Source organism: Variovorax sp. P5_A3 (assembly GCF_056400665.1).
Genome location: NZ_JBFUKW010000003.1, coordinates 155870 through 170291, shown reverse-complemented (window position 1 = coordinate 170291; position 14422 = coordinate 155870). Strand labels below are relative to the sequence as shown.

14 protein-coding genes are annotated in these 14422 nt (G+C 65.9%); 5 read left to right on the top strand and 9 right to left on the bottom strand.

Going from position 1 to position 14422, the window contains the following annotated elements; genetic code table 11:
* Positions 1-8 precede the first annotated feature (8 nt).
* Positions 9-1325 (bottom strand): Tol-Pal system beta propeller repeat protein TolB, encoded by a 1317-nt coding sequence (tolB, locus tag AC1D3B_RS06175; protein ID WP_478189781.1) that lies wholly within the window; start codon positions 1323-1325, stop codon positions 9-11.
* Between the two features lie 145 nt (positions 1326-1470).
* Here tolB and msbA point away from each other — a divergent pair, with 145 nt between their 5' ends.
* The gene (msbA, locus tag AC1D3B_RS06170) at positions 1471-3255 is read left to right on the top strand and encodes a lipid A export permease/ATP-binding protein MsbA (RefSeq protein ID WP_478189780.1); all 1785 of its coding nucleotides are present in this window, start codon (positions 1471-1473) and stop codon (positions 3253-3255) included.
* Between the two features lie 9 nt (positions 3256-3264).
* On the opposite strand, the gene rng is transcribed toward msbA, so the two are convergent.
* Genes rng through AC1D3B_RS06130 form a run of 8 tightly spaced genes read right to left on the bottom strand, consistent with a single transcriptional unit; the run spans position 3265 to position 10108 of the window.
* A complete protein-coding gene (gene rng / locus AC1D3B_RS06165; protein WP_478189779.1) occupies positions 3265-4791 on the bottom strand; it encodes a ribonuclease G in 1527 nt (508 codons plus the stop codon).
* 8 nt (positions 4792-4799) lie between these two features.
* A complete protein-coding gene (locus AC1D3B_RS06160; RefSeq protein ID WP_478189778.1) occupies positions 4800-5405 on the bottom strand; it encodes a Maf family protein in 606 nt (201 codons plus the stop codon).
* The gene (gene rlmH, locus AC1D3B_RS06155; protein ID WP_478189777.1) at positions 5402-5869 is read right to left on the bottom strand and encodes a 23S rRNA (pseudouridine(1915)-N(3))-methyltransferase RlmH; all 468 of its coding nucleotides are present in this window, start codon (positions 5867-5869) and stop codon (positions 5402-5404) included. Before rlmH ends, AC1D3B_RS06160 begins: the two co-directional genes overlap by 4 nt.
* Entirely contained in the window at positions 5866-6519 is a 654-nt protein-coding gene (gene rsfS, locus AC1D3B_RS06150) for a ribosome silencing factor (RefSeq protein ID WP_478189776.1), read from the bottom strand. The genes rlmH and rsfS overlap by 4 nt, the downstream gene beginning before the upstream one ends.
* Entirely contained in the window at positions 6519-7139 is a 621-nt protein-coding gene (nadD, locus tag AC1D3B_RS06145; protein WP_478189775.1) for a nicotinate (nicotinamide) nucleotide adenylyltransferase, read from the bottom strand. Before nadD ends, rsfS begins: the two co-directional genes overlap by 1 nt.
* Positions 7130-8062 (bottom strand): oxygen-dependent coproporphyrinogen oxidase, encoded by a 933-nt coding sequence (gene hemF / locus AC1D3B_RS06140; protein ID WP_478189774.1) that lies wholly within the window; start codon positions 8060-8062, stop codon positions 7130-7132. The genes nadD and hemF overlap by 10 nt, the downstream gene beginning before the upstream one ends.
* Positions 8062-9357: a phosphoribosylamine--glycine ligase gene (gene purD / locus AC1D3B_RS06135; protein ID WP_478189773.1), complete on the bottom strand. Its 1296-nt coding sequence runs from the start codon at positions 9355-9357 to the stop codon at positions 8062-8064. The genes hemF and purD overlap by 1 nt, the downstream gene beginning before the upstream one ends.
* Positions 9358-9382: 25 nt before the next feature.
* A complete protein-coding gene (locus tag AC1D3B_RS06130) occupies positions 9383-10108 on the bottom strand; it encodes a YebC/PmpR family DNA-binding transcriptional regulator (protein ID WP_478189772.1) in 726 nt (241 codons plus the stop codon).
* 148 nt (positions 10109-10256) lie between these two features.
* On the opposite strand from AC1D3B_RS06130, the gene AC1D3B_RS06125 reads away from it, so the two are divergent.
* From AC1D3B_RS06125 to AC1D3B_RS06110, 4 genes are read left to right on the top strand one after another with little or no spacing between them, the layout of a single operon-like run.
* Entirely contained in the window at positions 10257-11618 is a 1362-nt protein-coding gene (locus tag AC1D3B_RS06125; protein ID WP_478190007.1) for an NAD(P)/FAD-dependent oxidoreductase, read from the top strand.
* On the top strand, positions 11615-12646 hold the full coding sequence (locus AC1D3B_RS06120) for a chorismate transformation FkbO/Hyg5 family protein (protein ID WP_478189771.1): 1032 nt from the start codon (positions 11615-11617) through the stop codon (positions 12644-12646). The genes AC1D3B_RS06125 and AC1D3B_RS06120 overlap by 4 nt, the downstream gene beginning before the upstream one ends.
* 15 nt (positions 12647-12661) lie before the next feature.
* A complete protein-coding gene (locus AC1D3B_RS06115; RefSeq protein ID WP_478189770.1) occupies positions 12662-13459 on the top strand; it encodes a lysophospholipid acyltransferase family protein in 798 nt (265 codons plus the stop codon).
* Positions 13426-14202, top strand: a complete 777-nt coding sequence (locus AC1D3B_RS06110; protein ID WP_478189769.1) for a glycosyltransferase family 2 protein — start codon at positions 13426-13428, stop codon at positions 14200-14202. Before AC1D3B_RS06115 ends, AC1D3B_RS06110 begins: the two co-directional genes overlap by 34 nt.
* The last annotated feature ends 220 nt before the right edge of the window (positions 14203-14422 follow it).

The following is a 14422-nucleotide window of genomic DNA, read 5'->3' as shown; positions in this document are numbered from 1 at the left end:
CAAGTTAATCATTGCTTTTGAAACGGACCCCAGTCCGGTTCGCGTATGTCTCCAGCCTGTCCCGCCAGCCGAGCTTTTATTTTTCCGTCCAGCGTCGTCGTCATCAACGCTTCACGGCCTTGCAGCTTGGTGGCGTAGACGATCAACTTGCTGTTCGGGGCGAAACTGGGACGTTCGTCGGCGGTCGTGTCGGTGATTGCCTGCACGTTGCCGGTCGCCAGTTCCATCACATGGAGTTTGAACCCGCCTCCCACGCGCGAGATGTAGGCCAACCACCGACCGTCGCCGCTGATTGCCGGAGAGATGTTGTAGGTGCCGCTGAAGGTCACCCGCGTGGGGCCGCCGCCGCTGGCGCCCATCTTGTAGATCTGTGGAGCGCCGCCACGGTCGCTCACGAAGTAGATCGAGCTGCCGTCCGCCGAATACATCTGATCGGTATCGATGCTGTTGCTCTGCGTGAGGCGCCGCGGCTCGCCACCACTTGCCGGGATCGTGAAGATCTGCGATCCGCCATCGCGGCTGAGCGTGACGGCCAGCGTGGAGCCATCGGGCGACCACGCCGGCGCGCTGTTGTTGCCCTTGAAATTGGCGACAAGACGCCGCTGGCCACTGCTCACGTTGTGCACATACACCACGGGCTTGCGCGCCTCGAAGGAAACGTAGGCGAGCTGCTGGCCATTCGGCGACCAGCGCGGGGAAATGATCGGCTCCGGACTGGCAAGCGCGGCCTGGGCGTTTTCACCATCCGCGTCGGCGACCCAGAGCGTGTGGCGCGTGCCGTTCTTGGTGATGTAGGCAATGCGGGTCGAGAAGATGCCCTTCTCGCCGGTCAGTTTTTCATAGACATAGTCCGCGATTCGGTGCGAAGCGAGCCGGAGGTCGGCTTGCGGCACGGTGTAGCTCTGGCCGCCGAGGTCCTGTCCGCGCACCACGTCCCAGAGGCGGAAGCGTACGTCGTAGCGGCCATCGGCGAGCTTGTTCACGCTGCCGACGACGAGGGAGTCGGCGGTGCGCTGACGCCAGAGGCTCAGGTCGGGACGGGAGGTCTCGTCCAGCGACTGACCGGAAGCATCGACACCACGGAACTGCCCGCTGCGCTCGAGGTCGGCCTGGACAATCGTGGAGATCTTTTGCGGCGACCCTTCCTCGCCCTTGAAAGGGGCCAGCGCGATCGGCAGCTGCGTCAATCCAACGCCCGACACCTCGACCCGGAACTGGGCGAATGAGGGGAGCACGGGGGAGACGGCAATGGCCGCAATCAAGGCGCGGCGAGCGATGAACGATGAAGAAAGGGTTGGGGGAATGTCTTGCAACAGCTTTTTCATGCAGTTCGGAGAAGTTGCCGAGGATTAAGTTTCTTGTCTCGGGCGGAAAGTGTGCACATGGTACACATTGCGATGGTCACGGCGTCACAAAACGTGTACGAACCGGCCCGGTCCTACAGAAGGCGCGCCCGTAGAATGCGCCGCCATGCAGCCCTCCCCCGCCGCCGAAGAAGCGCGCCCCCCCTTAACGCGACGACTCGCGCGACTGATGACCTGGTTCGGAGGCTCGCGCCGCTGGTGGGCCCTCGGATTTTTTACCGCGCTCATTGCAGCGCTCACCGAACCCCTGATGCCGGCGCTCGTGAAGCCCTTGCTCGATCGCGGCTTCACGCGGGGGCAGCTCGCGCTGTGGATCGTGCCAGTGGCAATGATCCTTCTCTTCGCCGTACGCGGGCTCGCACAGTTCATTTCGCAATATGCGCTGGCGCGCATCGCCAATGAGGGCATGCAGCGGCTTCGCCGCATGCTGTTCGAAAAACTTCTCTCGGCCGAACTCGCCCTGTTCACACGCCAGTCCGCCAGCACGCTGTCAAACACCGTGGTCTACGAAGTCCAGACTGGCGGCATGCTGCTGGTACAGGCCTTGCTGGGGCTGTCGCGCGACGGCCTGACATTGATCGCACTGCTGTTCTATCTGCTCTACCTGAACTGGAAGCTCACGCTGATCGTGGGCGTCCTCGTTCCCGGCGTCGGCTGGATCATGAAGGTGCTGTCCAAGCGCCTCTATCACCTGACCCGGCTGGGCCAGATCGCCACCGACGAACTCGCCTACGTGGTCGAGGAGAACGTGCTGGCGCACCGCGTCGTGCGACTTCACAACGCTGAGGCGACCCAGACGGACCGCTTCGAGCGCCTGAGCCACAGCCTCAACCGGCTCGCGGTGAAGTCCACCATCGCTTCCGCCGCGATGACGCCGCTCACGCAGTTGCTGGCGGCGGTTGCTTTGTCGGTGGTGGTGGTGATTGCCCTGTGGCAGAGCAACGAGCAGGGCCTGACCGTCGGCGGCTTCGTCGCCTACATCGCGGCCATGCTGATGCTCATCGCTCCGATTCGCCGGCTTGCCGACATGGCCAACCCGATCACGCGCGGCCTCGCGGCGCTGGAGCGTGGTCTCGAGCTGGTCGACAGCGTCGGTGCCGAGCCGCAGGGACGCCACGAGGTGGGCCGTGCCGAAGGACACATCGAGCTTCGCAAGGCGCGCGTCAACTACCGCGGCGAAGACGAGGCCCGCGCGCTCGATGATGTCGACCTGACGATCGAACCCGGCGAGACCGTGGCATTCGTCGGCCCATCCGGCTCGGGCAAGACCACGCTGGTCAACCTGCTGCCGCGCTTCGTGCTGCCGAGCACGGGCCAGGTGCTGCTCGATGGCCACGACATCGGCGAGTGGAAGCTCCAGAGCCTGCGCGCGCAGTTCGCGATGGTGAGCCAGGACGTCGTGATGCTGAACGACACGCTGGCAGCCAACGTGGCGCTCGGCGCCGCGATCGACCGCGAACGCGTCGACCAGTGCGTCGCCGCGGCCAACCTGACGGTCCACGTCGACAGCCTGCCGCAGGGTATCGACACCGTGCTCGGCCACAACGCGACGCAGCTCTCGGGCGGCCAGCGCCAGCGCCTTGCCATCGCACGTGCGCTCTACAAGGATGCGCCGATCCTCTTGCTCGACGAGGCCACCTCGGCGCTCGACACCGAATCCGAACGCCTCGTGCAGGAAGCGCTGCAGCGCCTGATGCAGGGCCGCACGACCCTGATCGTCGCGCACCGCCTGTCGACGATCCAGCATGCCGACCGCATCGTCGTCATGGACCATGGGCGCATCGCCGAACAAGGCAGCCACGCACAACTGATGGCGCTCGACGGCCTCTACGCCCGCCTGCAAAACCTCGCCGTCAGGGGCGCGCAGCCCGGTCAGGATCCGACACTCTAGGCCGCGGAGCTAGAGCAAGACGATGTCGTACTGACCCTGGCCCATCGCCGGCTCGGCCTGGAGCGAAATTGGCTTGCCGATGAAGTCGCTCAGGCCGGCAAGATGCTGGCTTTCCTCGTCGAGAAACAGCTCGATCACCTGCGGCGACGACACGATGCGGAACTCGCGCGGCGTGAACTGGCGCGCCTCGCGCAGGATCTCGCGCAGCACGTCGTAGGCCACGCTGCGCGCCGTCTTCACGATGCCCTGCCCTGCGCAGGCGAGGCAAGGCTCGCACAGCATGTGCGCCAGGGACTCGCGCGTGCGCTTGCGCGTCATCTCGACCAGCCCCAGTTGCGAGAAGCCCCCGGCTGTCGTCTTGACGCGGTCCCGCGCCAGCTGCTTGCGAAACTCCGCCAGCACCTGCTCGCGGTGGTCGTCGCGCGCCATGTCGATGAAGTCGACGATGATGATCCCGCCCAGGTTGCGCAGCCGCAACTGCCGCGCGATGGCTTGCGCCGCTTCGAGATTGGTCTTGAAGATGGTGTCGTCGAAATTGCGCGCACCCACGAAGCCACCGGTGTTCACGTCGACCGTCGTCAGCGCCTCGGTCTGGTCCACCACGAGGTAGCCGCCCGACTTCAGGTCGACACGGCGGCCCAGCGCCTTCGCGATTTCCTCGTCGATCGAATAGAGGTCGAAGATCGGCCGCTCGCCCTTGTAAAGCTGAAGCTTGCCGGCCGCCTGCGGCATGAATTCCAGCCCGAACTTGAGCAGCGAATCGAACTGCTCGCGCGAATCGATGCGGATCGTCTGCGTGTCCTCGATCGTCATGTCGCGCAGCACGCGCTGCAAAAGGCTCAGGTCCTGGTGCAGCAGTGACATGGGCGGCATGCGCGACGAAAGCTCGCGAATCCGCGACCACATCTTGCGCAGGTAGGCGATGTCCTCGGCCAATTCGGCGTCGCTCGAATCCTCGCCGTTGGTGCGCAGGATGAAACCCCCCGTGTTCGCCGGCACCACGCCGCCGCTGTCGGCCGCGGCGGCCGCCTCGATCAGCACCTGCATGCGCGTGCGCAGCGCATCGCGGAGGTCCGGCGGGATCTTCTGGGAGACGCCCACATGGTTGTCCTGCGGCAGGAAGACGAGCAGGCGCCCCGCAATGCTGATCTGCGTCGACAGCCGCGCGCCCTTGGTGCCGATCGGGTCCTTGATCACCTGCACCAGCAGCGATTGCCCTTCGAACACCTGCTTCTCGATCGGCACCATCGCACCGCCGTTTCGATGGTCGCGATCCGGCGCGGCGCCACTCGGCCGCGAGCCGGGTGTGAACGGCGACACGATGTCGGCGACGTGCAGGAACGCGGTGCGGTCGAGCCCGATGTCGATGAAGGCCGACTGCATCCCCGGCAGCACGCGCGACACCTTGCCGAGATAGATGTTGCCCACCAGCCCGCGTTCCAGCGTGCGCTCGACGTGGAGTTCCTGCACAGCGCCATGCTCGACCAGGGCCACTCGGGTTTCCTGGGGGGACCAGTTGATCAGGATGTCTTGCATCTGTTTTCTTAGAGCCTGAAGCCGGCCTGGCGCAGCAACTGGGCGGTCTCGAACATCGGGAGGCCCATGATGCCCGAATGCGAGCCGCTGATGTGTTCGATGAAGGCCGCCGCCCGCCCCTGGATGGCATAGGCGCCAGCCTTGCCGAGCGGCTCGCCGCTGGCGACGTAGTCGGCAATCAGCGGCTTGCCGATTTCGGCGAAACGGACGTGCGAGACATTGAGCGCTGCGAGCCGCTTGCTGCCGTCCTGCAGGGCGACGGCGGTCATCACCCGGTGCGTGCGTCCGGAGAGCATGTCGAGCATCCGCTCGGCATCGCGCTCATCCTCGGGTTTGCCGAGGATCTCGCGCCCCAGCGCGACGGTCGTGTCCGCGCAAAGGATGGGCGCCGCCGGCAGGCCGAGCCGCTCGTGCCGCGTCACTGCGGCGTCGAGCTTGAGCGCGGTGACCCGCTGCACGTAGGCCGTCGGCGATTCGCCCTGCAGCACGACCTCCAGCGCCTCCGAGTCCTCGTCCGGAGCAGCCAGCAGCAGTTCATGGCGAACACCGAGCTGTCCCAGAAGCTGCGCGCGGCGCGGACTCTGCGACGCCAGGTAGATGAATTCAGGGTTCATTCGCGGTGATACGGGTGACCGGCGTTGACCGACCACGCCCGATACAACTGCTCGACCAGCAACACCCGCGCCATCGCATGCGGGAGAGTCAGGTCCGAGAGCCTGATGCGTTCGTGGGCCGCCGCCTTGAATGCGGGATCGAGGCCGTCGGGACCGCCGATCACCAGCGCGACGTCGTCGCCCTCGCCTTGCCAGGCCTGCAAGCGGGCGGCGAGTGCCTTGGTGGTGAGTGCAGTACCGCGCTCGTCCAGCGCGACGATGCGCATGCCTTTCGCGATGGCGGACTCGATCCGCTCGCGTTCGGCGGCGTACAGGGTTTCGAGCGTCTTCGAGCCGCGCGGCTCGGTCTTCACGGCGCGCAGTTCGAGCTTGAGTTCGGGCGGAAAGCGCTTGGCGTAGTCGTCCCAGGCGGTCTGCGCCCAGTCGGGCATGCGCTGCCCGACTGCGACCACCAGGAGTTTCATGACCTCGCGGAAGCAGTCTTGCGCGCGGCCTTCTTCGCTGCGGGCGCAGCCTTCTTCGATGCTGCGGTCTTCTTGGCGGGTGCCTTGTTCACCACCACCGTCTTCACTGGCTTCGATGCCGCCGCCTTCCTGGGCGCGGTCTTCCTGCCGGCCGGCTTCTGTTCCTTGGCGGCCTGCTCTGCAGCGCGGATCGCCGTCTTCGCGGCGCTGGAGCGGCGCAGGGAGGTGTTCTTCGCGGCTGGCGCCTTCTCTTCCGTGGCCTTGGCGATGGTGGGCTTCGTCGCGCCGAGCTTGGTGCGCACCGGCTTGTCGCCCCAGATTTCTTCGAGGTGGTAGTACTGCCGGATGGCCGGCTGCATGATGTGCGCCACCGCGGAGCCGCAGTCCACGATGATCCACTCGCCGTTGGCCTCGCCCTCCACCCTCGGCTTGCCGAAGCCTGCCTCCCGCACCGCATCACGCACGCTGGCGGCCAGCGCCTTGGTCTGGCGGTTGGAGGTGCCCGAGGCGACGATCACGCGCTCGAACAGCGGGGAGAGATGCTCGGTGTCGAAAACCTGGATGTCCTGCGCCTTGACGTCCTCGAGGCCATCGATGATGGCTCTCTGGAGTTTCTGGGTGTCTTTCTTGGCGGCGGCTTCAGTGTTCATCAGGTGGAGCGGTAGAGGTGGTGTCGGTCAATATAGCGTGCAACCGCCGGCGGAACCAGACCATCAAGGTCTTCGCCACGCGCTGCGCGCGCCCGGATGTCGGTCGCGCTGGTGTCCATCGGCGGGAGTTCGAGCTTTTCGAATCGCGCGCCAGGAGGAAGAGATGGCAGGGTTCCGGGGTCGAATGAACCGCTGGAGCCCGTGGATGTTGCGCGAAATGCTACGGAAATTATAGCGGTCGCGAGAATCTCCTCCCAACCGTGCCAGCGAGGGAGCGACGATGCCTGGTCCGCGCCCATGATCAGCACCAGTTGTGCCGCAGGCTGCTCGCGTCGCAGTTCGCGCAGGGTGTCGAGCGTGTAGGTGGGCCCGGAACGCGCGATCTCGCGATCGTCGACGACCGTGTTCGCATGGCCGTCGAAAGCCAGCCGCGCCATGGCAAGACGGTCGTCCGCTGAGCTCAGCGCTCGCTCCTTGTGCCACGCCTGCCCTGTCGGGAAGATGCGCAACTCGGCTAGGTCGAGTTGGGCCAGCGCCGCCCGGACCAGGCCCACATGCGCGTTGTGAGGCGGATCGAAAGCGCCGCCGAAGACACCGACACGTGGCTTGTTCAGAGCCATTCGCGCCGCACGATGAAATCGCTGTACAGCGCTGCCTCCGCGCTTCCCGGCTCGGGCTCCTTGCGGTAGGCCCAGCTCGCGAGCGGCGGCATGGAGAGCAGGATCGACTCGGTGCGCCCGCCGGACTGCAGGCCGAAGTGCGTCCCGCGATCCCATACCAGGTTGAACTCGACATAGCGCCCGCGCCGGTAGAGCTGAAATTCGCGTTCGCGCTCGCCATAGGCCGTGTCGCGACGCCGCTCCACGATGGGCAGATACCCGGGCAGGAAGGCATCGCCCACCGAGCGCACCATGGCGAAACTCCGCTCGAAGCCGAGTTCGGAGAAGTCGTCGAAGAAGACGCCGCCGACGCCGCGCTGCTCGTTGCGGTGCTTCAACACGAAGTACTCGTCGCACCATTGCTTGAAGCGCGGGTACTTGTCATCGCCGAAGGGCGCGAGCGCGTCGCGGCACGTCCGATGGAAATGCACCGCGTCTTCCTCGAAGCCGTAGTACGGCGTGAGGTCCATGCCGCCGCCGAACCAGCAGACGGGCTCGGCATCCGGCGGCAGCGCCGCGAGCATCCGCACGTTCATGTGAACGGTGGGAACGTAGGGATTGCGGGGATGGAACACCAGCGAGACCCCCATTGCCTCGAAGGGCGCGCCGGCGAGTTCGGGCCGATGCTGTGTCGCCGATGGCGGCAGCTTGGGCCCCCGCACCTGCGAGAACCCGCAACCTGCGCGCTCGAACAACGCACCGCCTTCGAGAATGCATGTCAGGCCGCTGCCTTGCAGTGGCTCGTCGGGCGCCTTTCGCCACTCGTCACGAACGCTCCGGCCGCCATCGGCTGCCTCGATCGCGGCAACGATGCGCTGTTGCAGGCCGCGCAGATAGTCGCCGACCTCTTCCGGCCTGGTTCCAGGCAGGGTCTGGGTCTGCATCAAGCCTGCGAACCGCGCGCGTGGACGGCGCGGTGCCCGATGTCCTTGCGGTATTGCGCACCGTCGAACTGGATGCGCGCCGCGACGGCGTAGGCCCGCTGCTGCGCCTGCTTGACGCTGTCGGCCAGCACCGTCACGCAGAGCACGCGGCCGCCGCTGGTCTCGAGTTCGCCGTTGTCGAGCGTCGTGCCTGCATGGAACACGACGGCGTCCGCCGCTTCGGGCGGAATTCCGGTGATGCGATCACCCTTCCGGGGATCGAGCGGGTAGCCATGGGCCGCCATCACCACGCCGAGCGCAACGCGGCGGTCCCAGTCGAGTTCGACCTGATCGAGCGTACCGTCGGTCGCGTGCCAGAACACCTCGAACAGATCGGACTTGAGGCGCAGCATGATCGGCTGCGTCTCGGGGTCGCCCATGCGGCAGTTGAATTCGAGCGTCTTCGGATGGCCGGCCGCATCGATCATGAGCCCCGCGTACAGGAAGCCCGTGTACGGAATGCCGTCCTTTTCCATGCCGCGGATGGTCGGCAGGATGATCTCGCGCATGGCACGTGCGTGCACCTCGGCCGTCACCACCGGTGCCGGCGAATAGGCGCCCATGCCGCCGGTGTTGGGACCCTCGTCGCCGTCGAGCAGGCGCTTGTGGTCCTGGCTGGTGGCGAGCGCGGTGACGTTCTTGCCGTCGCACAGCACGATGAAGCTGGCTTCCTCGCCCTGCAGGAATTCCTCGATGACGACGCGCGCGCCGCCCTCGTTGTGGGATACGCCGAACTTGTTGTCCAGCAGCATGAAATCGATCGCCTCGTGCGCTTCAGCCAGCGTAGTCGCGACGACGACACCCTTGCCCGCCGCCAGGCCGTCGGCCTTGATCACGATCGGTACGCCCTTGGCATCGACGTACGCGTGTGCTGCGGCCGCATCGGTGAAAGCCTCGTACTCGGCCGTCGGGATGTTGTGGCGCTTCATGAAGGCCTTCGAGAAGGCCTTGGAGCTTTCGAGTTGCGCCGCCGCCTTCGTCGGCCCGAAGATTCGCAGGCCGTGCGCGCGGAACTCGTCGACCACGCCGGCAGCCAGCGGTGCCTCGGGGCCGACCACCGTGAGGGCGATCTTTTCCTTCCGGGCCCACGCGCGCAGCGCAGCGGGTTCCGAAATGTCGACACACTCGTAGCGCGAATCGGCGCGCGTGCCGCCATTGCCGGGCGCGACATAGATCCTCGAGACCCGATCCGACTGCGCCAGCCGCCACGCCAGTGCGTGCTCGCGGCCCCCTCCCCCGATGACAAGTACCTTCATTCGCAGTCTTTCGTTCGCGCTTCCGTCATTCGGAAAGCGCTGCGTTGTGATAGACATCCTGCACGTCGTCGAGGTCTTCCAGGACGTCGAGCAGCTTTTGCATCCGGGCGGCGTCCTCGCCGGCGAGGTCGATGGTGTTTTCGGCGCGCATGGTGACTTCGGCCACCTCGGGATTCAGGCCCGCCGCCTCGAGGGCGTTCTTGACAGTCTCGAAGTCGCCGACCGCCGTGAGCACCTCGATTGCGCCGTCGTCATCGGTGACCACGTCTTCGGCGCCGGCGTCCAGCGCCACTTCCATGACCTTGTCTTCGCTCGTGCCCGGTGCGAACACGAACTGCCCGCAGTGCTTGAACTGGAAGGCCACCGAGCCTTCGGTGCCCATGTTGCCGCCGTGCTTGGAGAAGGCGTGCCGCACCTCGGCCACGGTGCGAACGCGGTTGTCGGTCATGGTATCGACGATGATGGCCGCGCCGCCGATCCCGTAACCCTCGTAGCGGATTTCCTCGTAGTTGACGCCTTCGAGGTTGCCGGTGGCCTTGTCGATGTTGCGCTTGACCGTGTCGGCGGGCAGGTTGACCGCCTTGGCCTTTTCGACCGCCAGCCGCAGTCGCGGATTGGCGCCGAGATCGCCGCCGCCGGTGCGCGCGGCGACCATGATTTCACGGATGGCGCGGGTCCAGAGCTTTCCTCGCTTTTCGTCCTGGCGGCCCTTCCGGTGCTGAATATTCGCCCATTTGCTGTGTCCGGCCATGGCTCTGTTTCTCGCTGTCGTGTGTTTTCAAAAGCAGGCAGCAAGTTTACTGTCCGGCGCGCGCAACGACCGGGGTTCGTCTGACAGGAGCGCCAATGCCTTTTTGGGATACTCGGGGGTCCCCTTCAGATCAATCCCGCCGACGCGCATGAATATCCCCATAACAACATCGGAATCTTCCGCGCCCTCGTCGGAGGCGTGTGACGTGCTCGTGATCGGGGGCGGCCCGGCGGGCGCCACTGCGGCGGCATTGCTGGCACGGCAGGGTCGCAAGGTCGTGCTGGTCGAAAAAGCCCATCACCCGCGCTTTCACATCGGCGAATCCCTGCTGCCGGCCAATGTGGCCTTGTTCGACAAGCTGGGCGTGCGCGACGAGATCGAGCGCATCGGAATGCCCAAGTGGGGCGTGGAATTCGTTTCGCCCGATCACGATCACGTCGCCCGGCTCGAATTCGCGGAAGCCTGGGACAAGTCGATGCCCTATGCATGGCAAGTGCGGCGCTCCGACATGGACGAGATCCTGTTCCGCAATGCGGCTGCCCAAGGTGCCGAGGCCCTCGAAGGCTGCCGCGTCCGCGAGGTGGATTTCGACGCGGATGGCGCGACCGTGCAGGCGGTGCAGGAAGACGGCGCGAGGCGCTCCTGGCGCGCCCGCTTCGTGATCGACGCCTCCGGCCGCGACACCTTCCTGTCGAACAAGTTCAAGGCGAAGCAGAAGAACCCCCGGCACAACAGCTCCGCGCTCTTCGGCCACTTCACCAATGCCGAGCGCCAGCCGGGCAAGCTCGAAGGCAACATCACGATCTTCTGGTTCCAGCATGGCTGGTTCTGGTACATCCCGCTGGCCGACGGCACGACCAGCATCGGCGCCGTGTGCTGGCCCTACTACCTGAAGTCGCGCACGAAGCCGCTGAAGGAGTTCTTCGCCGACACCATCGCGATGTGCGAACCGCTGGCAAAGCGCCTGAAGGACGCCACGATGGTCGACGACGCGGTGTACGCCACAGGCAACTATTCGTACATCAGCACGCATTGCAGCGGCGAGCGCTATCTGATGCTGGGCGATGCCTTCACCTTCGTCGATCCGGTCTTCTCGTCAGGTGTGTACCTCGCGATGCACAGTGCGTTCGAGGGTGCGGACGTCGTGGCGGCAACGCTGGACCAGCCGGCGAAGGTCGCCACGGCCGCGCGCCACCGCTTCGAACGCGAGATGCGCAGGGGCCCGCGCGAGTTCTCGTGGTTCATTTTCCGGGTCACGAATCCGACGATGCGCGAATTCTTCATGTATCCGCAGAACCCGTTCCGGGTGAAGGAAGCGCTGCTGTCGCTGCTGGCCGGCGACATCCACGGCAAGACGCCCATCTGGCATTCGCTGCGCGTGTTGAAGACCATCTACTACGCGGTGTCCGCCGGTCATCCGCGGCGAACGTGGGACGCATGGCGGCGGCGGCAGCGCAACATCCGCGACCTCGGCCCGCTCGCGGGCGAAAACATCGTCGAGGCCAAGTGACCGCGCGCGTACCTCTGGGGGTGCCGCCCCTGCGCGTCGAGCGCCTGTCCCTCTCCGAAAGCCTAGCCATGGCGGTCAACGGCCGTTCGCCCTTCGGCGCGCTGGGCTACGGCACGCCCGACGACCTCGCATGGATGCCGACCGTGAATGCACGGGTGCTTTCCGACGCGGGTGCGATGGCGGATGTCTGGCACGCCAGCGAACACATCGAGTCCGGCACCACGGGCGTGGTGCGCTGGCGCTGCGACGGGCACTGGATGCTCGGCGCAATCGACCTCGACGAATCGGTGGAGAAACAAGGGCTTGCCGCCCTCGCCCAGCGGGCCTATCGCGATCTCTTCGCCGCGCTGGAGCAGACCGGTTGCACGCATCTGCTGCGCGTATGGAACTACCTGCCGCAGATCAATGGCGACGGCGGCGGACTCGAACGCTACCGGCAGTTCAATCTCGGACGGCAGGAGGCCTTCGTCGAGGCGGGCCAAGCGGCCTTCGAAGGTGCACCTGCTGCCTGCGCGCTCGGCATTCACCAGGGCGCGTTGTGCATTCGCTTCCTGGCAGGGCGTGTCGCCCCGCTGCCCATCGAAAACCCGCGGCAGGTGTCGGCCTACCGCTATCCGGCCACTTATGGCCCACGCTCGCCGACTTTCTCGCGTGCTGCGCTGGCGGAACTGGGCGGCGGTGATGTCGCACTGTTCATCTCGGGCACGGCGAGCATCGTCGGGCACGAGACGGTGCATGTGGGCGAGGTGATCGCGCAGACCCAGGAGACGCTCCGCAATCTCGCCGCTGTGATTGCGGCGGCCAATGAACGCACGAGCGCGCGCTTCGACCTGGCAAAGCTGGACTGCGTGGTCTACGTCCGTCATGTGACGGACGCGCCGCTGGTGCGCCGGGTGCTCGAGGAGGCACTGGGTCCGGCGGCTCATTCCATGACCCACGCGGTGTACCTCGAAGCCGACATCTGCCGCCAGGACCTGCTGGTGGAGATCGAAGCGCATGCCGTCGCCGCCGGCGCCTTGCATCCCTGAAGCATGAAGGGTGCGATGAACCGGCTGCTTCGTCTGGGGCTTTCCATGCTCTTCGCGCTGCCGCTCTATGCGCTGCTGGTGCTGCTCGGGAGCATTTCGCTGGTCTGGAACGTGATCGCGATGTTGCTCTACCCGGTGCTGCCGGCCGAGACGGGGCGCGCGCTCGGCCGCACGGTGATCGCGCGCGCCTATCGTTTTTTCTGGGCGGCTGCGTCGGCCAGCGGGATGATGCGCATCGACGCCGCTTGCCTCGACGCGTTGCGGGAAGAGCGGGGGCTGATCTTCGTCGCGAATCATCCGACCATGCTCGACGCGTTGATGCTGGTGGCACGGCTGCCGCGCAGTGCCTGCATCATGAAGGCGGACCTGATGCGGAACATCTTCCTCGGCGCTGGCGCACGGCTGGCGCGCTACATCCGCAACGATTCGGCGCGGACGATGGTGCGGCTGGCGGTGGACGATCTGAAGAACGGTGGGCAGCTCGTGATCTTCCCGGAGGGTACGCGGACCGTGACACCGCCCTTGAACACGTTCAAGCCGGGTGTCACGCTGATCGCCAAGCTGGCGCAGGCGCCGATCCAGACGGTGTTCATCGACACCGATTCGCCTTATCTTGCCAAGGGCTGGCCGTTGTGGCGCGTGCCGCCCTTCCCCATCGTGTTCACGCTGAGGCTGGGCCAGCGTTTTGCACCGACGCAGGACAGCGACGCGCTGCTGCGGCAGATCGAACAATACTTCCGCCAATCCATGGAACAGCGCGCGCCCGACGCGCAGCCCGCATGCCAGACGTCTCGCGCACCCACCTTGTCCTGATCCCCAGCTACAACACGGGCGAACGCCTGTTCTCGACGGTGAGTGCGGCGCGCGCCGAATGGAATCCTGTATGGGTGGTGGTGGACGGGAGCACGGACGGTACGGGCGAGCGGCTGCAGCAGATGGCGGCGTCGGATCCGGGGCTGCGCGTCTGGCTGTTGCCGGAAAATCGGGGCAAGGGCGCGGCGGTGTTGCACGGTTTGCTTGCGGCGCAGGAGGCGGGCTTCACGCATGCGTTGACGATGGATTCCGATGGGCAGCATCCGGCGGATCTGATTCCGGCTTTCATGCAGGCTTCGAAGGCCCGGCCCGAGACGATGGTGCTGGGGCGTCCGGTGTTCGATGCGAGCGCGCCGCTATTACGGGTACGTGGTCGGCGTGTATCCAACGGATGGACGCAGCTTGAGACGCTGTTCGCGGGGGTCGGTGATTCGCTCTACGGGTTTCGCGTGTATCCGGTTGCGGATCTGATCGCCATCATGAAGCGGCAGCCTTGGATGCGTCGCTTCGATTTCGATACCGAGGCCGTGGTGCGCCTCGCTTGGCGTGGCGTGAAGCCGGTCAACATCGATGCGCCGGTCAAGTACCTCACTGCGGAGGAAGGCGGGGTTTCGCACTTTCGCTATGGGCGCGACAACGCGCTGCTGACGTGGATGCATGCGCGGTTGATGGTGGAGTTTGTGCTGCGGCTGCCTGGGCTGCTGTTGCGCAAGGTGCGAAGGATGCCGCCGTTTCAGGTTTGAATGTGACTGTGCGTTGGGGGGAGAGCCCGGTAGGCGGTGCGGGCCGGTCGACCCCGCTACGCCGGCCCTTCGGGCTGCCCTGCAGTGCTCGCTTCAGGCGGGGTCCGCGCAAACTCGCTTCGCTCAAACACGCGCGGCCCTTATCCGCCTGAAGCTGCGCGCTTCGGCGGCGCAGAGGGGTCGCCCAACCCGCACCGCCTACCGGGCTCCGTGAGTGATC